The organism is Ottowia sp. (genome assembly GCF_047601385.1).
Lineage (GTDB): Bacteria > Pseudomonadota > Gammaproteobacteria > Burkholderiales > Burkholderiaceae_C > Ottowia.
This window is the reverse complement of the sequence record NZ_JASGJP010000001.1, coordinates 219,179-240,095: the sequence shown is the minus strand read 5'-3', so window position 1 is coordinate 240,095 and position 20,917 is coordinate 219,179. Positions and strand designations below refer to the sequence as shown.

21 protein-coding genes are annotated in these 20,917 nt (G+C 68.9%); 9 read left to right on the top strand and 12 right to left on the bottom strand.

What is annotated here, in order from left to right; translation table 11 throughout:
- Positions 1-2: 2 nt before the first annotated feature.
- A complete protein-coding gene (locus QM772_RS01090; protein WP_415133308.1) occupies positions 3-338 on the bottom strand; it encodes an RnfH family protein in 336 nt (111 codons plus the stop codon).
- Positions 335-787, bottom strand: coding sequence for a type II toxin-antitoxin system RatA family toxin (locus QM772_RS01085; protein ID WP_415133306.1), 453 nt, complete (start codon positions 785-787; stop codon positions 335-337). The genes QM772_RS01090 and QM772_RS01085 overlap by 4 nt, the downstream gene beginning before the upstream one ends.
- 95 nt (positions 788-882) lie before the next feature.
- Between QM772_RS01085 and smpB the strand changes: the two genes are divergently transcribed.
- The gene (gene smpB, locus QM772_RS01080) at positions 883-1,362 is read left to right on the top strand and encodes an SsrA-binding protein SmpB (protein WP_415133304.1); all 480 of its coding nucleotides are present in this window, start codon (positions 883-885) and stop codon (positions 1,360-1,362) included.
- Between the two features lie 68 nt (positions 1,363-1,430).
- On the opposite strand, the gene QM772_RS01075 is transcribed toward smpB, so the two are convergent.
- Genes QM772_RS01075 through QM772_RS01030 form a run of 10 tightly spaced genes read right to left on the bottom strand, consistent with a single transcriptional unit; the run spans position 1,431 to position 13,439 of the window.
- Positions 1,431-2,369, bottom strand: coding sequence for a DMT family transporter (locus QM772_RS01075; protein ID WP_415133302.1), 939 nt, complete (start codon positions 2,367-2,369; stop codon positions 1,431-1,433).
- Between the two features lie 29 nt (positions 2,370-2,398).
- Positions 2,399-4,228 (bottom strand): translational GTPase TypA, encoded by a 1,830-nt coding sequence (gene typA, locus QM772_RS01070; protein WP_415133300.1) that lies wholly within the window; start codon positions 4,226-4,228, stop codon positions 2,399-2,401.
- 23 nt (positions 4,229-4,251) lie between these two features.
- A complete protein-coding gene (locus tag QM772_RS01065) occupies positions 4,252-6,462 on the bottom strand; it encodes a tetratricopeptide repeat protein (RefSeq protein WP_415133298.1) in 2,211 nt (736 codons plus the stop codon).
- Positions 6,459-7,433, bottom strand: coding sequence for a tRNA pseudouridine(55) synthase TruB (truB, locus tag QM772_RS01060; protein ID WP_415133296.1), 975 nt, complete (start codon positions 7,431-7,433; stop codon positions 6,459-6,461). Before truB ends, QM772_RS01065 begins: the two co-directional genes overlap by 4 nt.
- 3 nt (positions 7,434-7,436) lie before the next feature.
- Positions 7,437-7,814 carry a 30S ribosome-binding factor RbfA gene (rbfA, locus tag QM772_RS01055; protein ID WP_415133294.1) on the bottom strand — a complete coding sequence of 126 codons (378 nt, stop codon included), beginning with the start codon at positions 7,812-7,814 and terminating at the stop codon, positions 7,437-7,439.
- Positions 7,815-7,827: 13 nt separating this feature from the next.
- Positions 7,828-8,061: a signal peptidase I gene (lepB, locus tag QM772_RS01050; RefSeq protein WP_415133292.1), complete on the bottom strand. Its 234-nt coding sequence runs from the start codon at positions 8,059-8,061 to the stop codon at positions 7,828-7,830.
- Positions 8,039-8,509 carry a signal peptidase I gene (gene lepB, locus QM772_RS01045; RefSeq protein WP_415133290.1) on the bottom strand — a complete coding sequence of 157 codons (471 nt, stop codon included), beginning with the start codon at positions 8,507-8,509 and terminating at the stop codon, positions 8,039-8,041. Before lepB (QM772_RS01045) ends, lepB (QM772_RS01050) begins: the two co-directional genes overlap by 23 nt.
- A 26-nt stretch (positions 8,510-8,535) precedes the next feature.
- Positions 8,536-11,340: a translation initiation factor IF-2 gene (infB, locus tag QM772_RS01040; RefSeq protein WP_415133288.1), complete on the bottom strand. Its 2,805-nt coding sequence runs from the start codon at positions 11,338-11,340 to the stop codon at positions 8,536-8,538.
- A 24-nt stretch (positions 11,341-11,364) separates the two neighbouring features.
- Positions 11,365-12,849, bottom strand: a complete 1,485-nt coding sequence (nusA, locus tag QM772_RS01035; protein ID WP_415133286.1) for a transcription termination factor NusA — start codon at positions 12,847-12,849, stop codon at positions 11,365-11,367.
- A gap of 20 nt (positions 12,850-12,869) precedes the next feature.
- Entirely contained in the window at positions 12,870-13,439 is a 570-nt protein-coding gene (locus QM772_RS01030; protein WP_415133284.1) for a ribosome maturation factor RimP, read from the bottom strand.
- A gap of 221 nt (positions 13,440-13,660) precedes the next feature.
- On the opposite strand from QM772_RS01030, the gene QM772_RS01025 reads away from it, so the two are divergent.
- From QM772_RS01025 to QM772_RS00990, 8 genes are read left to right on the top strand one after another with little or no spacing between them, the layout of a single operon-like run.
- Complete coding sequence (locus tag QM772_RS01025; RefSeq protein WP_415133282.1) at positions 13,661-13,942, top strand: phosphopantetheine-binding protein; 282 nt, start codon at positions 13,661-13,663, stop codon at positions 13,940-13,942.
- 8 nt (positions 13,943-13,950) lie between these two features.
- Entirely contained in the window at positions 13,951-14,652 is a 702-nt protein-coding gene (locus QM772_RS01020) for a hypothetical protein (protein ID WP_415133280.1), read from the top strand.
- The gene (locus tag QM772_RS01015) at positions 14,649-15,998 is read left to right on the top strand and encodes an AMP-binding protein (protein WP_415133278.1); all 1,350 of its coding nucleotides are present in this window, start codon (positions 14,649-14,651) and stop codon (positions 15,996-15,998) included. Before QM772_RS01020 ends, QM772_RS01015 begins: the two co-directional genes overlap by 4 nt.
- 14 nt (positions 15,999-16,012) lie before the next feature.
- Positions 16,013-16,321, top strand: coding sequence for a hypothetical protein (locus QM772_RS01010; RefSeq protein ID WP_415133276.1), 309 nt, complete (start codon positions 16,013-16,015; stop codon positions 16,319-16,321).
- A complete protein-coding gene (locus tag QM772_RS01005) occupies positions 16,312-17,244 on the top strand; it encodes an acyl-CoA synthetase (RefSeq protein WP_415133274.1) in 933 nt (310 codons plus the stop codon). Before QM772_RS01010 ends, QM772_RS01005 begins: the two co-directional genes overlap by 10 nt.
- Positions 17,237-17,809 carry a LolA-related protein gene (locus QM772_RS01000; RefSeq protein WP_415133273.1) on the top strand — a complete coding sequence of 191 codons (573 nt, stop codon included), beginning with the start codon at positions 17,237-17,239 and terminating at the stop codon, positions 17,807-17,809. Before QM772_RS01005 ends, QM772_RS01000 begins: the two co-directional genes overlap by 8 nt.
- Before the next feature lie 7 nt (positions 17,810-17,816).
- On the top strand, positions 17,817-20,213 hold the full coding sequence (locus tag QM772_RS00995; protein ID WP_415133271.1) for an MMPL family transporter: 2,397 nt from the start codon (positions 17,817-17,819) through the stop codon (positions 20,211-20,213).
- Complete coding sequence (locus QM772_RS00990) at positions 20,210-20,911, top strand: phosphatase PAP2 family protein (protein ID WP_415133269.1); 702 nt, start codon at positions 20,210-20,212, stop codon at positions 20,909-20,911. The genes QM772_RS00995 and QM772_RS00990 overlap by 4 nt, the downstream gene beginning before the upstream one ends.
- Positions 20,912-20,917: the final 6 nt, after the last annotated feature.

Genomic DNA, 20,917 nt, shown 5'->3' with positions numbered 1-20,917 from the left:
TTTCAGTAGCCCGGCTTGCCGCCCGGCCGCCGCTTGGCGAACAGCCCCGCCGTGCGGGCGCCCTGCCGGCCGAAGCGTTCGCGCCGCGCCAGTTTGGGGTCCACGCCGAGCGGGCGCCAGATCTCCACCCGGTCGCGCGCGCGCAGCGGCTGATCCAGCGGCGCCTTGCGGCCCCACACGCCCACGCTGCCGGGCGCCAGGTCGATCTCGGGGAACTGCGCGCGCAGGCCGCTGGCCGCGATGGCGTCCTGCACGGTGCTGCCGGCGGGCAGCGTCAGGCTGACTTCGCGCACCTGCCGCGGCGCGGGCGCGTAGGCCACGGTGACGGCGATGCTCACACCGCCTGCGCGCCGTACACCTGCTGGGCGCGGGCGACGAAGGCGTCCACCAGGCTGAGCGCGATCTTGTCGAACACCGGCCCCACCAACCCGGCCAGCAGCCGGTTGGAGAAGCCGTAGGCCAGCCTCAGATCCACGCGGCAGGCGCGCTCGCCGTCGCCGCCCACGGGCGTGAAGGTCCACACGCCTTCCAGCCTGGAGAACGGCCCCTTGACCAGGTGCAACCGCACTTCGCTGCCGGGAACGTGCTCGTTGCGGGTGACGAAGCTCTGCCGCACGCCCTTGAAGCTGAGGCCGACCTCGGCCGTCATGCCGTTCTCGGTGCGCTCCAGCACCCTGCCGTGGTCGCACCAGGGCAGGAAGTCCGGGTAGCGCTCGATGTCCACCACCAGGTCGTACATCTCCCGCGCGGCGTACCAGATGAGGACGGACTTGTGAACGGATTTCATAGAATTCGCGGTTCGCCCGATTCTAGGGCCCGTACCCTCCCTGCCCCCAGCCCGCGCGGCTTGCAAAAGCCCGCGCCGGCGCCCATATTGCCCAGATGGCCAGCTCCAAACCCCCGTCGACCAACCCGGTCATCGCCCAGAACAAGAAGGCCGCGTTCAACTACTTCTTCGAGGAACGCTTCGAGGCCGGCATGGTGCTGGAAGGCTGGGAGGTGAAGGCGCTGCGCGCGGGCAAGGCGCAGCTGACCGACGGCTACGTCGTCATCCGCGAGGGCGAGCTGTTCGTCATCGGCTGCCAGATCAACCCGCTGGGCACCGCCAGCACCCACGTGCGGCCCGACGCCGTGCGCACCAAGAAGCTGCTGATGAAGGCCGACGAGATCCGCCGCCTGATCGGCAAAGTCGAGCAGAAGGGCTACACCCTGGTGCCGATCAACCTGCACTGGAAGAACGGCCGCGTGAAGTGCGAGATCGCGCTGGCCAAGGGCAAGGCCACGCACGACAAGCGCGACACCATCAAGGAACGCGAAGGCAAGCGCGAGGTCGAGCGCGCGATGAAGCAGCACCACCGCTGATTGCTACGCTATTAATAGCTGTCAGCGCTTACTGGGCGGGCGTTAGAGGCCGATTTCCTTCAAATGGCTCATGCGGGCGTGATGCCGCCCGCCGCGCGCTGCCGCGTGCGCCAGCCCAGCAGCTCGTTGCCCAGCAGCGCGCCGATGACCAGCGAGCCGCCGGCCAGCACCTCGGGCCGCGGCGTTTCGCCGGCGATCAGCCACACCAGGGCGATGCCGAACACCACCTCCAGCAGCGCCAGCAGCGCCACCTCGGGGGCCGGCAGCGCCTGGGCGCACAGCATCGCCAGCACGCACGGAATGGCGAGCTGCGCCAGCCCCAGGAAGCCCAGCCAGGCCAAATCGCGTCCCGCGGCCTGGAACGGCCAGGCCAGCGGCAGCGTGACGGCGCTGGAGATCAGCGCGCCGACCAGCACCGCCGGCACCAGGTCCAGCGGCTCGCCCTGCGCCTGGCTGCGCTGCGCCACCGTCCACTGCACGGCGGCCGCCAGCGGCACGCCCAGCGCGACCAGCGAGCCCAGCCATTCGCGCGCGCCGACGGTGCCGCCCGATCCATTCAGCTGGCCGGCGAACATCCACGCCATGCCGGCGCCCGCCGCCACGATGGCCGCCCAGGTGCGCGCCGGCAGGCGGCGGCCGGTGACCACGCGCGAGATCAGCGCCGTCAGCAGCGGCGCCACCGACATGGTGACCAGCACGCGCGCCACGCCGGTCATCGTCAGCGCCACCATGAAGGCGGTGAACATCACCGACCAGCACAGGCCCGACAGCCAGAACGCGCGCCGCCGCCACGGCATGCGCGCGAACACCCCCGGCCCCTGCCACGCCGGCAGGATGGCCAGCAGCGACAGCACGGTGAAGAAGCTGCGCCAGAACGTCACCTCGAAGCCCTGCGCGTGCGAGAGCTGGCGCGTGACCACGCCCGCCGTGGACCACAGCAGCGCGACCAGCACCATCGCCCACGCGGCGCGGGCGTGGGTCCAGGCGGTCGTGTCGAGCCACTTCATGGTCAGGCGGTCGGCCAGCGCGATCTGCGTCAGGCGGCCTCGCGGCCGGCGCGCTTGCGCTCGTGCTCCTTCAGGTGGCGCTTGCGCAGGCGGATGCTCTTGGGCGTGATCTCGACCAGCTCGTCGTCCTCGATGAACTCCACGCCGTATTCCAGCGTCAGCTCGATCGGCGGCGTGATCTTGATCGCGTCCTCCTTGCCGCTGACGCGGAAGTTGGTGAGCTGCTTGGTGCGCGTGGCGTTGACCACCAGGTCGTTCTCGCGGTTGTGGATGCCGACGATCATGCCCTCGTACACCGGGTCGCCCGCGCGCGAGAACATGCGGCCGCGGTCATCCAGCTTGCCCAGCGCGTAGGTGAAGATCTCGCCGTCGTCCATGCTGATCAGCACGCCGTTCTTGCGCCCGCCGATCTCGCCCTTGTGCGGCTCGTAGCGGTCGAAGATGTTGCTGATCAGGCCGGTGCCGCGCGTCAGGTTGAGGAACTCGTTGGAGAAGCCGATCAGCCCGCGCGCCGGGATGCGGTACTCCAGCCGCACGCGGCCGCGCCCGTCGGGTTCCATGTTGACCAGCTCGCCCTTGCGCTCGCCCAGGGCCTGCATCACGCCACCCTGGTGGCTTTCCTCGATGTCGGCGGTGACCAGCTCGATCGGCTCGCAGCGCTCGCCGCCCTCCTCCTTGAACACCACGCGCGGCTTGGAAACAGCCAGCTCGTAGCCTTCGCGGCGCATGTTCTCCAGCAGGATGGTCAGGTGCAGCTCGCCCCGGCCGGCGACCTCGAACACGCCGTCCTCGTCGGTCTCCTTCACGCGCAGGGCCACGTTGCTTTGCAGCTCCTTCTGCAGCCGGTCCCAGATCTGGCGGCTGGTGACGAACTTGCCTTCGCGCCCGGCCAGCGGCGAGGTGTTGACGCAGAAGTTCATGATCAGCGTCGGCTCGTCCACCCTGAGCATGGGCAGCGGCGCGGGTTGCAGCGGGTCGGTCACCGTCACGCCGATGCCGATGTCAGGGATGCCGTTGATCAGCACGATGTCGCCCGGGCCGGCCGTGCTGGCCTGCACGCGGTCCAGGCCCTGGAACGTGTGCACCTGGTTGATGCGCCCCTTGAAGCTGGCGCCGTCCGGCCCCTCCATCACCAGCACGTCCATCGCCGGGCGCAGCGTGCCGGCGTTGATGCGGCCCACGCCGATGCGCCCGACGAAGGTGGAGAAGTCGAGCGCCGAGATCTGCAATTGCAGCGGCGCCGCCGCGTCGCCCTGGTGCGCGGGCACGTGCTGGAGGATGGTGTCGAACAGCGCCGTCATGTCGTCGCCCCATTGCTCGCCCGGCTCGCCCTCGGTCAGCGACGACCAGCCGTTGATGCCCGAGGCGTAGACCACCGGGAAGTCGAGCTGCTCGTCGTTGGCGCCGAGCTTGTCGAACAGGTCGAACGCGGCGTTGATCACCTTGTCCGGGTTGGCGCCCGGCTTGTCCACCTTGTTGACGACGACGATGGGCTTGAGGCCCAGCGCCAGCGCCTTCTTGGTGACGAAGCGGGTCTGCGGCATGGGGCCTTCCTGCGCGTCGATCAGCAGCAGCACGCCATCGACCATCGACAGCGCCCGCTCCACCTCGCCGCCGAAGTCGGCGTGGCCCGGGGTATCGACGATGTTGATGTGGGTGCCCTTCCAGCTCACGGCGCAGTTCTTGGCCAGGATGGTGATGCCGCGCTCGCGCTCGATGGCGTTGTTGTCCATCACCGTGTCCTCCACCTTCTCGTGGGCCGCGAAGGTGCCGGACTGGCGCAGGAGCTGGTCGACCATGGTGGTCTTGCCGTGGTCGACGTGGGCGATGATGGCGATGTTGCGTATTTGCTTGCTCATGATGATGGTGAGGGTTGAATGGTTCAGTCGATGGGCGGCACGACGAGGTGATCGGGCGGCAGGCCGCGCTCGAAGCGGTCCCACGCCATGTCGTAGGCGCGCTCGATGTGGCGGGTGAAGCGGGCGGTGTCGAACAAGGGCACCTGCATGCGGCTGCTCTCCAGGCGCTGGCGCAGCGCCGACAGGCGGGCTGGATCAGACGACAGGGCCAAGGCCAGATTCAGGTAGTCCTCCGGGCTGGAGGCGATGAGCTCGGGCAGGCCGCAGGCCGTGAGCAGGCTGGCGCCCACGCGCGCGGCGAAGGTTTGGCCCATGCAGGTCAGCACCGGCAGGCCGGCCCACAAGGCGTCACTGGCCGTGGTGTGCGCGTTGTAGTGGAGCGTGTCCAGGAACAGATCTGCCTGAGCATGGCGAGCCAGGTGACGCGGCAGGGGAACGCGGGGAGCAAAGACAAGGCGAGCCGCATCGACGTTGGCCGCGGTCGCAGCCGCGCGCAGATTGGCAGCGGCGATGGGGTTGTCCTCCAGCAGCCACAGCACGCTGCCCGGTCGTTGGCGCAGCAGTGCCATCCATAGCGGGAACACATCGCGCGTGATCTTGTAATTGTTGTTGAAGCAGCAGAACACAAAGCCCCGCGCCGGCAGCCCGAGCTCGGCGCGCGAGGGCGTGTGGTGATCGATGGCGCGCCCGCGGTCATTGACCTGATAGCTGTCCGGCAGCTCGATAATTTTCTCGCTGTAGGAGTCGCGCGAGCAGGGAGGTACCACGAGGCGATCTGCCACCAGGTAGTCAATGGCGCCGGGCATGCCCAGGGTACCGGGGTAGCCCAGGTAGTGCATCTGCACGGGCGCCACGCGCTGCGCGAAAATTCCCTGGCGGCTGTCCTTGGTGTGGCCCTTCAGGTCCACGGCGACGTGCAGATCGAACGAGCGTGCCAGCCGTACCAATTCGATGTCATTCAGTTCACGCACGGTCTCGAAGCGGTCGAACGCGGCATGCAGGCGCTCACGCATCGGATCCTGCAGCCCGTGCGGATAACGGCCGAAGCAGAACGCCATCGTCTCGAAGCGCATGCGGTCATGCTGCTCGAACATGCCAGCCGCAAGGTAGGCTGTGGCGTGTTGGTGGAAGTCGCTGGAGAAGTAGCCGATGCGCAGCCTTTCGGGACGTGCGGGGCCGCGACGCAAATGCTCGCCGGAGAACGTGCTGGCCGCCGCGCGCGCGGCGTATCTCGCGCCTTCCCGCTCCGTGAGGGTGCGCAATTCGGCCATCTGGATGTCGAAACTCAGCAGGCGCCACGGCTCCACGCCGCCCCTGCCCTGGCGCCACAGCCCTCGGAGCGCCGCCAGATGCTGTTCGGCGGCAGCCCAGTTGCATGCGGCGCTCTCCAGCGCCAGCAAGTTGCTGAGGGTGAGGACATCCTGCGGGCACTGCTGGTGCGCCCGCTCCAGCCATTCCCGAGCCTGATTCGGCTGCCGGGCCGAGACCAACACCACGCCCAGCGTGCGCAGAGCGTCGGCATGGGTGGGATCCAGTTGCACGGCGCGGCGTGCACTGGCCTCGGCCTCGGGCAACCGCTCCATGCGCGCCAGCACCTGTGCGGCGTTGCTGTACGCATCAGCCCACTGCGGGGCACATTGCGCGGCGCGCTGGTAGCTCTCGAGCGCCTGCCGGTCGGCCTCCAGCTTGTGCCAGGTGATGCCCAACAGATTCCAGCCCTGTGCCAGCCCGGGATGGCGTGCTACCACGCGCTGCAGGATCTGCAGGGCTTCCTGATGGCGGCCCAGGGCATTGAGCGCCATGGCCTGGTTGCAGAACGGATCGGGGCGCTGCGGCGCCAGTTCGCCGGCGCGACGGAAGCTCTCGCTGGCGGCGGAATGGTCGCCTTGCTGCATGCGCACATTGCCCCGGTTGAAATGCACCGCCGGCTGCGCGGCGTCGATGTCCTCGGCTCGCGCCAGGCTGGCCAGCGCGCCGTCGAACTGGCCCAGCGCGGCCTGCGTGTTGGCCAGATTGATCCAGCCCGCCGGCTGTTCGGGCAACAAGTCCACCAGGGCCTGCTGGCAGGCCAGCGCCTCGTCCCAGCGGCCCTGGGCCGCCCAGGCCACGCCCAGCAGTTCCAGCACGGCGGGCTCGCGCGGCTGATCGGCCAGCAGGGCCGCGGCGTGCGCGGGCGCGCCGCTGGCCCAGGCCTGGCGCGCGGCAGCAAGCGTGGATGACAGGGGCTGGTTCACGGCGCGACCTTCTTCTCGTGCTGATCGACGCCGGCCATCTGCCGCAGCTCGATGGGGCTCAGCAAGCGCTGGGGAATCAGTTCGCCGGCCTTGATGTGCGCCGTACCCAGAAACAGGTGCGGCTGTTCGCCGAAAACGGCCACGTCGCCCCTGTCGGGCCACGGGCCGCGGCGCCGCATGCCGGCGAGGAAGCGCCCGGCCTCCTCGCCCGCCAGCACCACGTGCTCGTGGGCGGGCACCAGGGATTCGGGCGGCAGCAGGCAACGCAGACGGCCATCATCGTCCATCGCCTCGAGCGCATCGAGCGTCGTGCATTGCGCGATGTCGAACGGCCCGGTGGCGGTGCGACGCAGCGCCGTCAAATGGCCGCCGCAGCCCAGGGCCCCGCCAATGTCTTCGCCCAGCGTTCGGATGTAGGTTCCTTTGCTGCACTTCACTACGATATCGATAGCTTCCAGCGCTTGTCCAGCAAGCGTTGGGGCCATATTTAGCTCATAAATCTCGACCTCGCGCGGTGCCCGCTCGACCTCCACGCCCTGGCGCGCGTATTCGTACAGCGCCTTGCCGTCCTTCTTCAGCGCGCTGTGCATGGGCGGCACCTGGGTGATGCGGCCGATGAAGCGCTGGCGCACGGCTTCGAGCTGCTCGGGTGCGAGGGGCGGCACGGGGCGTTCGGCCACCACCTGTCCTTCGGCGTCGCCGGTGGTGGTGGTCACACCCAGGCGAAGGGTGGCCTGGTAGGTCTTGTCGGCGTCGAGGTGGCCCTGGCTGAACTTGGTGGCGGCGCCGAAGCACAGCGGCAGCACGCCGCTGGCCAGCGGGTCCAGCGTGCCGGTATGGCCGGCTTTCTCGGCGCGCAGCAGCCATTTGGCCTTCTGCAATGCCTGGTTGCTGGACAGGCCCAGCGGCTTGTCGAGCAGCAGCACCCCGTGCACGGGGCGCCGGACGACCCTCGTGCGCGGCGCGTTCATGGTTTATTCGTCCGCGTCCTTGGAGCGGGAAGACACCGCCCTGGCGATCAGCGCGTTCATGTCGGCCGCGCGCTCGGTGGTGCGGTCGAAGACGAAGTGCAGCGTGGGCACGGTGTGGATGTGCAGGCGCTTGAACAGGCCGTTGCGCAGGTGGCCGGCGGCGTGGTTCAGCGCGTCCTGCGTCTCCTGCGGATCGCCGGTGAGCACGCTGAAGAACACCTTGGCGTGCGCGTAGTCGGGCGTGACCTCGACGGCGTTCAGTGTGACCATGCCGACGCGCGGATCCTTCAGCTCGCGCGCGATCAGCTCGGCCAGATCGCGCTGGATCTGGTCGGCGACGCGGAAGCCCCGGTTGGGGGTGGAAGACTTCTTGGCCGGCATGCGGTGCTTCGGCTCACAGGTGCAGCGGCAGCCACCAGCGGCTGCGCCGCGGCAGGTACAGCCCCTGCGGATCGTGCGACAGGATCACGCGCACGGCCTGCCCCGTGATGCGGTTCTCATCGATGAAGCCGATGAAGCGCGAATCGTTGCTGTTGTCGCGGCTGTCGCCCATCACCATCACGTAGCCTTTCGGCACATGCACCGGCGCGAAGCCGGGGTAGCGGTTATAGCCGGGCAGCTGCGCCACCTCGATATCGCCACCGCTGCGGTGCTCGCGCCAGAATCTGCTCCTTCAGCACGCCGATCTCGGTCGGCACCGGGCGCGCGGGCTCGATCAGCGTGCGCACCACGGCCTGGCCGTTGACCTGCAGCACGTTGCCCTGCATCGACACGGTGTCGCCCCCGACGGCCACCACGCGCTTGATGAGGTTGGTACCATCGGTCGGCGAATCGAAGGTGACGACATCGCCGCGCCGCGGTTCGGCCCAGCGAGCGATCTGATGCAGTGTGAACGGCACCCGCAGGCTGTAGGCCAGCTTGTTGACCGCCACGCGGTCGCCGGCCCACAGCGTGGGGTTCATCGAAGACGAGGGCACGTAGTTCCAATCCGCCACGGCCGAGCGGAACACCAGCATCAGGCCCACGAAGAGCATGAAACTGCGTTGCGTGCGCCACAGGGCCTTCAGATGGTTCATGGTGGTCAACCTCTCGGTTCAGCCCCTCAGAGCGTCCGGGCGATCTCCTTGATCTCGAAGACCTCCAGCTGATCACCTTCCTTGATGTCGTTGTAGTTCTTCAGCTTGATACCGCACTCGAAGCCTTCCTTGACTTCCTTCACATCGTCCTTCATGCGCTTGACCGACTCGATCTCGCCCGTGTAGATCACCACGTTGTCGCGCAGCAGGCGGAAGTGCGCGTCGCGCCGCACCACGCCGCTGGTGACGTAGGAGCCCGCCACGGTACCGATCTTGGAAGCCACGAACACGGTGCGGATCTCGGCATGGCCGATGACCTCTTCGCGGCGTTCGGGCGCCAGCATGCCGGACATGGCGGTCTTCAGCTCGTCCACGGCGTCGTAGATGATGCTGTAGTACTTGATATCGACGTCGTTGCCCTCGGCCAGCTTGCGGGCGCCGGCGTCGGCGCGCACGTTGAAGCCGATCACGATGGCCTTGGAGGCGATCGCCAGGTTGATGTCGCTCTCGCTGATGCCGCCGACGCCGGTGTAGACCATCTGCACCTTGACCTCGTCGGTGCTGAGCTTGAGCAGCGAGGCGGCCAGCGCCTCCTGCGAGCCCTGCACGTCGGCCTTGAGCACGATGGGCAGCGTCTTGACCTCGCCCGCCGTCATGTCGGCGAACATGTTCTCCAGCTTGGCGGCCTGCTGCTTGGCCAGCTTGGTGTTGCGGAACTTGCCGGCGCGGTAGGTGGCGATCTCGCGCGCGCGGCGCTCGTCGGCCATCACCATGAAATCGTCGCCGGCCTGGGGCACGTCGGTCAGGCCCTGGATCTCGACCGGAATCGACGGGCCGGCTTCCTTGGCCGGCTTGCCGTTCTCGTCAAGCATGGCGCGCACGCGGCCGGAGGTCTGGCCGGCCAGCACCACGTCGCCCACCTTGAGCGTGCCGGACTGCACCAGCACGGTGGCAACGGGGCCGCGCCCCTTGTCCAGGCTGGCCTCGATCACCAGGCCCTTGGCGGCGGCCTCGATCGGGGCCTTCAGCTCCAGCACCTCGGCCTGCAGCAGCACCTGCTCCAGCAGGTCGTCCACGCCCTGGCCGGTCTTGGCCGACACGGGGACGAAGGGCGATTCGCCGCCGAACTCCTCGGGCACCACTTCTTCGGCGACCAGCTCGCTGCGCACGCGCTCGAGGTTGGCGTCGGGCTTGTCGATCTTGTTGATGGCGACCACGATCGGCACGCCGGCCGCCTTGGCGTGCTTGATGGCTTCCTTGGTCTGGGGCATCACGCCGTCGTCGGCCGCCACCACCAGGATGACGATGTCGGTGGCCTGCGCGCCGCGCGCCCGCATGGCGGTGAACGCCTCGTGGCCCGGCGTGTCGAGGAACGACACCACGCCGCGCGGCGTTTCCACGTGATAGGCGCCGATGTGCTGGGTGATGCCGCCGGCTTCGCCCGCCGCCACCTTGGCGCGGCGGATGTAGTCCAGCAGCGAGGTCTTGCCGTGGTCCACGTGGCCCATGACGGTGACCACCGGCGGGCGCGGCAGCGCGTCGGCGGCCTGCGCCTGCACCTCTTCCTCGGTGAACGCCTCCGGGTCGTCCAGCGCGGCGACCACGGCGGTGTGGCCCATTTCCTCGACCACGATCATCGCCGTGTCCTGGTCCAGCGGCTGGTTGATGGTGACCATCTGGCCCATCTTCATCAGCGCCTTGATGACCTCGCTGGCCTTGATGGCCATCTTGTGCGCCAGCTCGGCCACGGTGATGGTCTCGGGCACGTGCACCTCGATCACGCGCTGCTCGGCCGGCACGGCGGCGGCGTGGTGGTCGTCGCGGTCGCGCTCGCCGCGGCGCCCGCGCGGGCCGCCGCGCCAGCCGCCGCGGCCGCCGCTGGAATCGCCCCGGGTCGGGATGCCCTTCTTCTTGGCCGGATCGCCGGCCCAGCTCGACGACAGCTTGGCGGACTTGACTTCCTTGTTGGCCGACGGCGCGGCGGCACCGGCCTTGGCCGCACCCGCGGCGCCGGCGGCCGGCTTGTGCAGCGTGCCTTTGAGGCCGTCGGCCTTCTTTTCCTCGGGCTTCTTGGCCACCAGCACCTTGCGCGGCGCGCTCATCATGGCGCGGATCGCCTCGGCCTCGGCCAGCGCCTTGCGGCGGTTGGCCTCCTGCTCGCGCGCGCGCGCGGCCTCGTCCTCGGGGCCGCGCGCGGGTGCGGGCGCCGCCGGTGCGGCTTCTGCTGGAGCCGGTGGCACGGGCTGGGGCGGCACGGGCGGCGGCGCTTCGGCCGCCGGGGTCGGCTCGGGCTCGGGCTCGGGCGCGGCGGCCAGGGCGGCAGCGCGCTCCTGTTCCTCGCGCAGGCGGCGCTTCTCGGCCGCGTCTTCTTCCTGGCGGCGCAGCAGCTCGGCCTGGCGGCGCGCTTCGTCCTCACGCCGCGCCTGCTCGGCGGCGTCGACCACGGGTGCCACCGGCGTGGCGGGCGCGGGCGCGGGCTCGGCCACCGGCGCGGGCGGCTCGGACGCCACGTCCGGCGCGGCCAGTTCGTCGTCACGCTTGACGAAGGTGCGCTTCTTGCGCACCTCGACCTGGATGGTGCGTGCCTTGCCGGTGGCATCGGCCTGCTTGATCTCGCTGGTGGTCTTCTTGGTCAGCGTGATCTTCTTGCGCGCGGCGCCGGAAGTGCCGTGGCTGGCCTGCAGGTAGCTCAGCAGCTTCTGCTTGTCGCTGTCGGTCAGCGCGTCGGACGCCGAGTGCTTGGCCACGCCGGCGGCGTGCAATTGCTCAAGCAATGCGTCCGTGGGGCGTTTGAGTTCGTTCGCGAATTCGGCAACGGTGGTGTTCGTCATATGCGGTGCTTGTTTCCATGATCCTTACGCCTGATCCGCGAACCAGTGTTCGCGCGCCTTAAGGATCAAGGCTCGGGCGTCGTCGTCGGACTGCCCCGTGATCTCGGTCAATTCGTCCACGGCCAGGTCGGCCAGGTCGTCGCGCGTCTGCACGCCGGCACCGGCCAGTTTGCCGATCAGTTCGGGCGTCAGGCCCTCCAGGTCGCGCAGATCCTGCGATACCGCCTCCACGCTTTCCTCCCGCGCGATCTCCATGGTCAGCAGCGCGTCCTTGGCGCGGGCGCGCAGTTCTTCCACGGTGTCTTCGTCGAAGGACTCGATCTCGCGCATCTCCTCGATCGGCACGTAGGCTACCTGCTCCAGGCTGGTGAAACCCTCCTCGATCAGGATGTCGGCGATCTCTTCGTCCACGTCCAGCTTCTCCATGAAGAGCTGGCGGACGCTGCCGGTTTCCTGCGCCTGCTTCTGGGCCGATTCGTCGGCGTCCATGATGTTGATCTTCCAGCCCGTCAGGTCGGAAGCCAGGCGCACGTTCTGGCCGCCGCGGCCGATGGCGATGGCGAGGTTCTCCTCGTCCACCACCACGTCCATGGCGTGCTTTTCCTCGTCCACCACGATGGACGAGACGTTGGCCGGCGCCAGCGCGCCGATGACGAACTGCGCCGGGTCGTCGGACCACAGCACGATGTCCACGCGCTCGCCCGCCAGCTCGTTGGTGACGGCGTTCACGCGCGTGCCGCGCACGCCCACGCAGGTGCCGATCGGGTCCACGCGCTTGTCGTGGCTGAGCACGGCGATCTTGGCGCGGCTGCCAGGGTCGCGCGCGCAGCTCTTGATCTCCAGCAGTCCCTGCTCGATCTCGGGCACCTCGTTGCGGAACAGCTCGATCATGAACTCGGGCGCCGAGCGCGACAGCAGGATGGGCGCGCCGCGCAGCGTCAGGTCCACCTCCATGATCATGGCGCGCACGCGGTCGCCGGTGCGCAGGTTTTCCTTGGGGATCATCTCGCCGCGCTTCAGGCGCCCCTCGACGCGGCCGGACTCGACGATGATGTCGCCCTTGTCCATGCGCTTGACGGTGCCGGTGAATATCTTCTCGCCGCGGCTCATGAAGTCGTTGAGCAGCATCTCGCGTTCAGCGTCGCGGATCTTCTGCAAAATGACCTGCTTGGCCGCCATCGCGCCGATGCGGCCGATAGGCACGGACTCGACGCCCTCCTCGATGTACTCGTCGACCTCGATGTCGGGGATCTGCTCCCTGGCCTCGAACAGCAGGATTTCCTGGTCGGGCAGCTGCAGGCCGGCCTCGTCGGGCACCACGTGCCAGCGGCGGAAGGTCTCGTAGTCGCCGGTGTCGCGGTCAATCGCCACGCGCAGATCCACCTCGCCCTCGTACAGCTTCTTGGCGGCCTGCGCCAGCGCCGCCTCGACGGCGCCGAACACCACGTCGTGCTCGACGTTCTTCTCGCGCGAGATCGCCTCCACCAGCATCAACAGTTCGCGGTTCATGATTGCATCAACTCCAATACTTACCCTGCCTCGCCGCCTCGCGGGACGCGGCCCTTGAAATCCACCATCGGCGCCAGCCGTGCCGACTGCAGCTCGTCCAGCGCGAAGTCCAGCGCCTGCTCGGGCGCCGGCGTCCGCTTGGCGCTGACGCGCTGGCCTGGCTTGGCCGCCGGCTCGTCGCGCCAGACGATCCGCCAGCCAATCCCGGTCTGTTGCAGCACGCCGCGGAACTTCTTCCGATTGGCGGCGACCTGGCCGGCCGCCGCGGCGCCGATCGGCGCCTTCAGCACGAGATCGACCACCTCGCCCTCGAAGCGTTCGAAATCCTGCACGTGGCGCAGCGGCCGGTCGATGCCGGGCGAGGACACTTCCAGCCGCCGGTAGTCCACGCCCTCGACCTCCAGCGCGTACTGCAACTGGCGCGTGGCGCGCTCGCAGTCCTCCACCGTCACCGGCAAGCTGCGTGCCATGCCGGGCGACCAAGGATGATCGATGGTGACGCGCAGCAAGCCACCGGCGGAACGCTCGGTTTCCACCAGGTCGAAGCCCAGCCCCTGCACGGTGCCGCTGATCGTTTGCTGAAGTGTCACGTTGTCCGTTGCGCTGCCCGCCACAATCTCGATCGACCAAAAAAAATGGGCGGTGAGAACCCGCCCGTCTGGTCGTGAATTGCGCCTATTCTACCATGAGCAGGCATTTCCCTGATGGCCGGCCAGCCCTCGGGGCGCCGGGTTTCGCCGACCAGAACATGGTTCAGGAAAACCGGGCTCTTCGGCGATAATTTTTGCCTTCGATGATTCTGAATGTCCCCATGAGCATGCCCAGTTCCTCCGCCGACGATGCCCTGATTCTCGAAGTGGCCCAACTCCTGGTGACCGCGCTGAACCTGGAACTCGCGCCTGAGGAGATCGATCGCGACGCGCCGCTGTACGGGGATGAGCTCGGCCTCGATTCCATCGACATCCTGGAACTCGCGCTGGCCGTATCCAAGAAATACGGCTTTCAGTTGCGCGCGGACGACGAGAACAACCAGGCCATCTACGCGTCGCTGCGCGCCCTGGCGCGGCACATCGCTGAGCACCGCACGGTGTGAGAGCGGTCATGCCGCCGGGAATCCGCCAGTCGCCACCGCCCTGGCGCCTGGTTCTGCTGGTGGCGGGGGTCGCTGCCTACGCCGCCGCCGTCTATTGGACCAGCCGCCGTCCCTCGGGACTGACGGTGCTGCTCGCGGCGTTCCCATTCGTCTGGTTCGCCGGCGTCGGCGCAGGGCAGGTGCTGGATGCGCGCCAAGGGCTCGCGCGCCGGACGGTGGCGCTGCTGCCCCTGGCGCTGGTGCTGGCGGCGCTCGCGCTGTCGTGGAATCACCTGCTGGCCAATTTTCGCCTGCTGTACCTGGTGGATCACGTGGGTGTCCACGCGGGCCTGTGCTGGCTGTTCAGCCGCAGCCTGCTGCCGGCGCGCACGCCGCTGTGCACGGAAATGGCCGGCTGGGTCCACGAAGACATGAACTGCCCACGCCTGCTGCGGTACACGCGCCAGGTCACGCTGGTCTGGGCCGTCTTCTTCGGGAGCCTTGCATTCGCTTCCATCATGGTTTATGTGGTTTGCGCCCCGGCCACATGGACTTTGTTCTCGGCCTTGCTCTGTCCAATGCTGACGGGCGCTGTGTTCCTGATCGAGAACGCGGCCCGCAGCCTGTTCCTGCCGCCCAAGGACCGCGTTGGACTGGCCGGCACCTGGCAGGCCGTGCGCGCCCGACTCGATGCGCAGTCCGGGGCGCGCGCATCGGGGCGCCCACGATGACCGCAGCGTATCCCCTGAGCCGGCATGCTGCCGCCGAGCCCCTCGCCTGCGGCCCCGGTGGCGTCATCACGGCGGGGCAGTTCCATGAAGATGTTCAGCGCCTGGCAGCGGCGTTGCCACCGGGCCGGCATGTCGTCAATACTTGCCATGACCGCTATCTGTTCATGGTGGGGTTCGGCGCCTGCCTGGCCACGGGGCGGATCACGCTGATGCCGTCGAGCTTCACGCCGGCCACCCTGCGCCAGATCCGCGAGCGCTACCCCGACGTCATCTGCCTGCACGACGGTGGCCAGCGCGCCGATGGCCTGCCTGAATGGCGAATGGCCCCCATCGGCCCGCGGCAGCCCGCGCGCGACGTGTCCGTGCCCGCCATCGCGGGGGATCAGGTCGCGGCGGTCGTGTTCACCTCCGGCAGCACGGGCGAGCCCACCGCACACGCCAAGCACTGGGGGCGTCTGTGCGCCAACGCGGCGTCGGAAGCCGAGCGCCTGAATGCGGGCGGGCTGACCATCGCGGCGACCGTGCCGGCCCAGCACATGTACGGGTTCGAATCGAGCGTCCTGCTGGCGCTGCACGGTGGCGCGAGTGTGTGGCGCCAAAGGCCCTTCTACCCCGCCGACGTGGCGGCGGCGATCCAGGCGATGCCCAGGCGCCGGATGCTCGTGACCACGCCGTTCCATCTGGCCGCCGTGGTCGATGCCGGCATGCAGATGCCGCCCTGCGACCTGGTGCTCTGCGCCACCGCGCCGCTGTCCACGGCGCTGGCGCACAGGGCCGAAGCCGTGTTCGACTGCCCGCTGGTGGAAATCTACGGCTGCACGGAAAGTGGCCAGGTGGCCAGCCGCCGGACCACGGCCAGCGCGGCATGGCAACTGCTGCCCGGGCTGGGCATGGCGCTGCAGGACGGAAGCGCCTGGGTGTTCGGGGACCACGTCGAAGGCCGCGTGCCCTTGTCGGACCACATCGATGACCTCAACGGCGATTGCTTCACACTGGGCGAGCGGCACGCGGACATGGTCAACATCGCGGGCAAGCGCACCTCGCTGGCCGCGCTCAATGTCCACTTACGGTCGATCGAGGGCGTTGCAGACGGGTGTTTTCTGCTGCCGCCGGAAGACGGTGCGGCCGACGCGGGCGGCGTGTGCCGCCTCGCCGCGCTGGTGGTCGCACCCGGCGTGGAGGCGGTGCAGATCGTGAAGGCGCTGCGGCAGCGCATCGACCCGGCTTTCCTGCCCCGGCCGCTGCTGAAAATCGACGCCCTGCCCCGCAACGCGACGGGCAAGGTCTTGGCCACGGAAGTCGCGGCGCTGTACCGCGCGCTCCGATCCCCGGATTCACACCTGTGACGGCGGCCTCGCCAATGGCCTGGCCGATGCTGGCCGAATGGCGCGCCGATGCCGCGCCGGGGCGTTTCGACGGCCATTTCCCCGGCCACGTCGTGCTGCCTGGCGCCTACGTGCTCGATGGAGTGATCGAGCGGCTGGAATCGGTCTGCGCGGTGCGTGTGCTCGCGGTGCGCAGCGCCAAGTTCACGGCGGCGCTGACGCCGGACGCCGTTTTGGAAATCCGCGCCCTCGTCGAGCCCGGGCAGATTCGCTTTGCCGCTCTGCACGGCGAGCAAGCGGCGGTCTCGGGTGTGCTGAGGCTGGCCGCCAGGACATGCGCTTGACCGATTCCCCCGATCCCCCCAAGGCGAGCACCTGGACCCGGCGTCCGGAACGCAGCTCCATGGCCGTGCTCCGGCTAATGACCTGGCTGTCCCTGCGGCTGGGCCGGCGCGCCAGCAGGCTGGTGCTCTACCCCATCGCCGCCTACTTCGTCCTGTTCGCGCCGGCGGCCAGGCGCGCCAGCAAGGACTACCTGCGCCGCGTCCTCGGCCGGCGCGCCACCATCCGTGACGGTTTCCGGCACGTGCTGGCCTTCGCGACGGTGATTCATGACCGGGTCTACTGGCTGTGCGGCCGGTCCGACCTGTTCGACGCGCCCATCCAGGGGAGCGAGCTCCTGGCCGAATACCGCCGCGCCGGACGGGGCATCGTCTTCATGGGCGCGCACTTCGGCAGTTTCGAAGCCCTGCGCATGCTGGGCGACCGTCACGGGCTGGACGTGCGCATGCTGATGTACACCGAGAACGCGAGGATGGTGACGCAGACGCTGGCGGCCATCAACCCGTCGGTCAAGGACCACGTCATCGCCCTGGGACGCGGCGATGCCCTGCTGCGCGTGCGCGACCATCTGGACGCCGGCGGATGCGTCGGCATCCTCGCCGACCGCAGCCTGAAGGACGACCAGGGCAAGGAGCGGCGCGTCGAGTTCCTCGGCGACCCGGCGCCGTTTCCCGTCGGGCCCTTTCGGCTGGCCGCCCTGCTGCGGGCACCGGTGGTGTTCATGGCCGGCTCGTACCTCGGGGGAAACCGATACCATCTTTGTTTCGAGTCCATCGCTGACTTCCGTGGCGTCGCCCCGGACGAACGCGAAGCCGCCATTGAACATGCCGTGCAGCGTTTCGCAGCCCTGCTGCAGGAGCGGTGCCAGGCGGCGCCATGGAACTGGTTCAATTTCTATGACTTCTGGAATGCCTCGCATGATTAGACGAGCCATCCTTCTCGGTGCTTGCCTGGGGGGGCTGACTGGCCCGGCAAGCGCCGCGCCGTGGGACGTGCCCGCCCTGATGCAACTGCTGGCCAATCACCCGTCGGGGCGCGTGCAGTTCACGGAAACGAAGACCCTGTCCGTGCTGGACAAGCCGGTCGTCAGCACGGGCGAGCTGGTCTACCAGCCGCCGGACCGACTGGAAAAGCACACGCTGAAGCCCAGGCCCGAATCGCTGGTGATCGAGGGCAACCGCTTGACGGTCACGCGGGATGAAGTCAAGCGCGAGCTTCGCCTGTCGCAGTACCCCGAGGTGCTGGCGTTCATCGAAGCCCTGCGCGGCACGCTGGTCGGCAACCAGAAACTGCTGCAACAGCATTACGCGCTGGCGCTGAGGGGGTCCGAGCAAAGCTGGCAGTTGATCATGACGCCGCTGGACGAGCGCATGTTCCGCTGGGTCAGGCAGATCATTGTCAGCGGCAGCGGCAACGCCGTGAAGGCTGTCGAAACCCTCCAGGCCGACGGCGACAAGTCGCTGATCACGGTCGCGCCCGCGGCGCGCTGACGTGCCGGTGCCCCGCGTTCATCGGTCGCCGGCGGCCCCACGCGCGCGATGGGCGCTGGCGTTGTGGTTCCTGCTGCTGCTGGCATCCGCGGCCGTGGTGGTCGGCAGCCGCTTCAGCACCGACATGTCGGCCTTCCTGCCCGCCAACCCCGACGCGCGCCAGCGCCTGCTGGTGGACCAGATCAAGGACGGCGCGCTGTCGCGCATGGTGCTGATGGGCATCGAAGGCGGCTCGTCCGAGGCCCGTGCCCAGGCGTCCCGCGCGCTGGCGGACAGTCTGCGCCGCGACGACACCATCGCCAGCGTCATCAATGGCGATGCCGCGCAATCCGGCGAGGACCACGCCCTCCTGCTGCGGTACCGCTACGCCCTCAGCCCCCACGTCACCCCTGACCGCTTCACCGCCCAGGGGCTGCGGCAGGCCATCCAGGGCTCGATCGACAACCTGGGCGGCTCCGCCGGCCTGTTGCTGAAAGCCATTTTTCCGCGCGATCCCACCGGCGAGCTGCCGGCGCTGATCGAACGGATGTCGGGCGGCCACGTACCCGGCAGCCAGGATGGCGTGTGGACCTCGCCCGACGGCCAAACCGCCTTGCTGATCGCCATGACCCGTGCGGCGGGCGCGGACACCGACGCGCAGGAGCAGGTGCTGGGGCGGATCCGGGCAGCGTTCGGGCAAGCCCCGGGCAGCGCCGACCTGCGGTTGTCGATGTCGGGGACACCGGTGTTCTCGGTGGAAGCCCGACAGACCATCCGCGGCGAGATCGAGCGCCTTTCGCTCTACGGCGGACTGAGCATTCTGGCGCTGATGGCGCTGTTTTACCGCTCGCTGCGCAACGTCGTCATCGGCCTGCTGCCGGTCGCGTCGGGCATTCTGGTGGCGGTGGCGGCCGTGGCGCTGGGCTTCGACGCCGTCCACGCCGTCACGGTGGGCTTCGGCACCACGCTGCTGGGAGAAACGCTCGACTACAGCATCTATTACCTGGTCCAGTCGGGCAGCGGCGAGCAGTGGCGGCGAAACTACTGGCCCACCATCCGTCTGGGTGTGGCCACCTCCGTCTGCGGCTTTGCCGCCTTGATGTTCTCCAGCTTTCCTGGCCTGGCGCAGCTGGGCCTGTATTCGATGGCTGGGCTGCTGACGGCGGCGACCGTCACCCGATTCGTGCTGCCCGCCCTGTCCACCAACCCCGCGCCGGTCTCCAGCATCCGCTGGCTGGGCGCACGCATGGCCGGCGTGCTGCGCTGGGCGCAGCGGCTGCGCTGGCTGGCTTTCGCGCTGACCGCGCTGGCGCTCGCCGTGGTGCTGCTCCACCGCGACCGGTTGTGGTCGGAGGGGCTGGCCGGGCTCAATCCGGCGCCGATGGATCTGCAAAAGCTCGACGAGCGCCTGCGGCGCGACGCCGGAGCGCCCGACCTGCGCTACATGGTCGTGGTGTCCGCGCCCACCGCCGATGGCGCCCTGCACGCCGCCGAGCGTGCCGAATCCCTGCTGTCGCCGCTGATCGCGCGCGGCGACATCCAGCGCGTCAACAGCCCGGCCCAGTTCCTGCCCAGCGCTGCCACACAGGCGGCACGCCGCGCCGCGCTGCCGGACGAGCCGGCGCTGCGCGGCAGGCTGCGGGAGGCGACCCAGGCCCTCCCGGTGCAGCCGCAGCGGCTGGAGCCCTTCGTGCGCGATGTCCTTCAGGCGCGCGAGGAACCGCCCATCACCGCCGACACCCTGCGCGGCTCGAGCTTCGCCTTTGCCGTGCAGACCCTGCTGCTGCGCCGGAGCGACGGCTGGTCGGCGCTCATGCCGCTGGCATTGCCCGAATCCGCCGACGCAGGCCGCGCCGCCGAAATTCGGCGCCAGGTCGATCAGGCCCTGGCCGGGGCCGAGGGCTTGCCGGATGCGTTCTTCCTGGATCTCGATGCGCAGGCCACGCAGATGTTCGGACAGTACCTGGACGAAGCGCTGGTGTTCACCAGCGCGGGCATTGCCGGCGTCGTGCTGCTGCTGGCCCTCGCCCTGCGCGATCCCCGGCGCGTGTTGCGCGTGCTGCTTCCGCTGGCCGCCGCGGTCGTGCTGGTGATGGCGGGGCACGTGCTTTCGGGCACGCGGCTCACGCTGCTCCATCTGGTGGGGCTGCTGCTGACAGTGGCGGTGGGCTCGAACTACGCGCTGTTCTTCGACCGCGGATTCTCGGCCACCCAGGCCACGGCCAACTCCGCGGGCGCCGAAGCCCGGGCGACGGCGCTGTCGTCATTGGCACTGGCGAACGTCTCGACGATGATCGGCTTCGGCATTCTTGCCTGGTCCCAGGTGCCGGTGCTGCATGCCATCGGGGCCACCGTCGGGCCTGGCGCCCTGCTGGCGCTGCTGCTGGCCATGGCGTGGTCGACCCGCGAGGGCAAGCCCGCATGAACCAGGCAAGGCCAACGTCCTGGTTGTCCGAGGCGTGGCGGCGAATCCGCAAGCTCGCCTGGCTCAAGGCCCTGGGCAACGTCGTTTTCCTGATCGTGTTCTTTCAACTCTACCTGGCGATCCAGCAGCATCCGGCCCAAACGGTCATCCAGATTCCGGCGACTTCGATCGACCACTGGGTCGGCTTCCAGCCCTGGGCCGTCGGCCTGTATCTTTCGCTCTGGGTATACACGGCGCTGCCCGTCGCCTTGCAGCCGGATCTGCGCAGTCTGGCGTTCTACGGCTGGACGATCGGCCTGCTGTGCGCCGTGGGCCTGATCATTTTCTACCTGGCGCCGACGTCGGTTTCCGTGGCGGCGGGCCAGCGGCCGGAGGGCGGCGCGCTGTTCGCCACGCTGTACGCGGTGGACGACAACGGCAACGCCTGCCCTTCGCTGCACGTGGCCGCGGCGGTCCTGTCCGGCCTGTGGCTGCACCGCATGCTGCGCCGACTCGGCGCGCCGCGCTGGGCGATGCTGGCGAACCAGGGGTGGTGCGCCGGCATCGTGTTTTCCACGATGGCGATCAAGCAGCACCTGCTGATCGACGTGCTCGCGGGCGGCGCCCTGGGCGCCGTGGCAGGCTGGTGGTCGCTGCGCACCAGCGCGACACGCCTTGATACAGGGCGCAGTGCAAGAATCGACGCGCGCAAGGATTGAGCCGCC

Coding starts and splice junctions, on each gene's coding strand:
- QM772_RS00990 (WP_415133269.1), top strand. CDS start 20,210: ATGAACCAGGCAAGGCCAACGTCCTGGTTGTCCGAGGCGTGGCGGCGA.
- infB (WP_415133288.1), bottom strand. CDS start 11,340: ATGACGAACACCACCGTTGCCGAATTCGCGAACGAACTCAAACGCCCC.
- smpB (WP_415133304.1), top strand. CDS start 883: ATGGCCAGCTCCAAACCCCCGTCGACCAACCCGGTCATCGCCCAGAAC.
- QM772_RS01015 (WP_415133278.1), top strand. CDS start 14,649: ATGACCGCAGCGTATCCCCTGAGCCGGCATGCTGCCGCCGAGCCCCTC.
- QM772_RS01085 (WP_415133306.1), bottom strand. CDS start 787: ATGAAATCCGTTCACAAGTCCGTCCTCATCTGGTACGCCGCGCGGGAG.
- QM772_RS01005 (WP_415133274.1), top strand. CDS start 16,312: ATGCGCTTGACCGATTCCCCCGATCCCCCCAAGGCGAGCACCTGGACC.
- rbfA (WP_415133294.1), bottom strand. CDS start 7,814: ATGCCGGCCAAGAAGTCTTCCACCCCCAACCGGGGCTTCCGCGTCGCC.
- lepB (WP_415133290.1), bottom strand. CDS start 8,509: ATGAACCATCTGAAGGCCCTGTGGCGCACGCAACGCAGTTTCATGCTC.
- QM772_RS01075 (WP_415133302.1), bottom strand. CDS start 2,369: ATGAAGTGGCTCGACACGACCGCCTGGACCCACGCCCGCGCCGCGTGG.
- QM772_RS01025 (WP_415133282.1), top strand. CDS start 13,661: ATGAGCATGCCCAGTTCCTCCGCCGACGATGCCCTGATTCTCGAAGTG.
- QM772_RS01010 (WP_415133276.1), top strand. CDS start 16,013: ATGGCCTGGCCGATGCTGGCCGAATGGCGCGCCGATGCCGCGCCGGGG.
- nusA (WP_415133286.1), bottom strand. CDS start 12,849: ATGAACCGCGAACTGTTGATGCTGGTGGAGGCGATCTCGCGCGAGAAG.
- QM772_RS01000 (WP_415133273.1), top strand. CDS start 17,237: ATGATTAGACGAGCCATCCTTCTCGGTGCTTGCCTGGGGGGGCTGACT.
- QM772_RS01020 (WP_415133280.1), top strand. CDS start 13,951: ATGCCGCCGGGAATCCGCCAGTCGCCACCGCCCTGGCGCCTGGTTCTG.
- truB (WP_415133296.1), bottom strand. CDS start 7,433: ATGAACGCGCCGCGCACGAGGGTCGTCCGGCGCCCCGTGCACGGGGTG.
- typA (WP_415133300.1), bottom strand. CDS start 4,228: ATGAGCAAGCAAATACGCAACATCGCCATCATCGCCCACGTCGACCAC.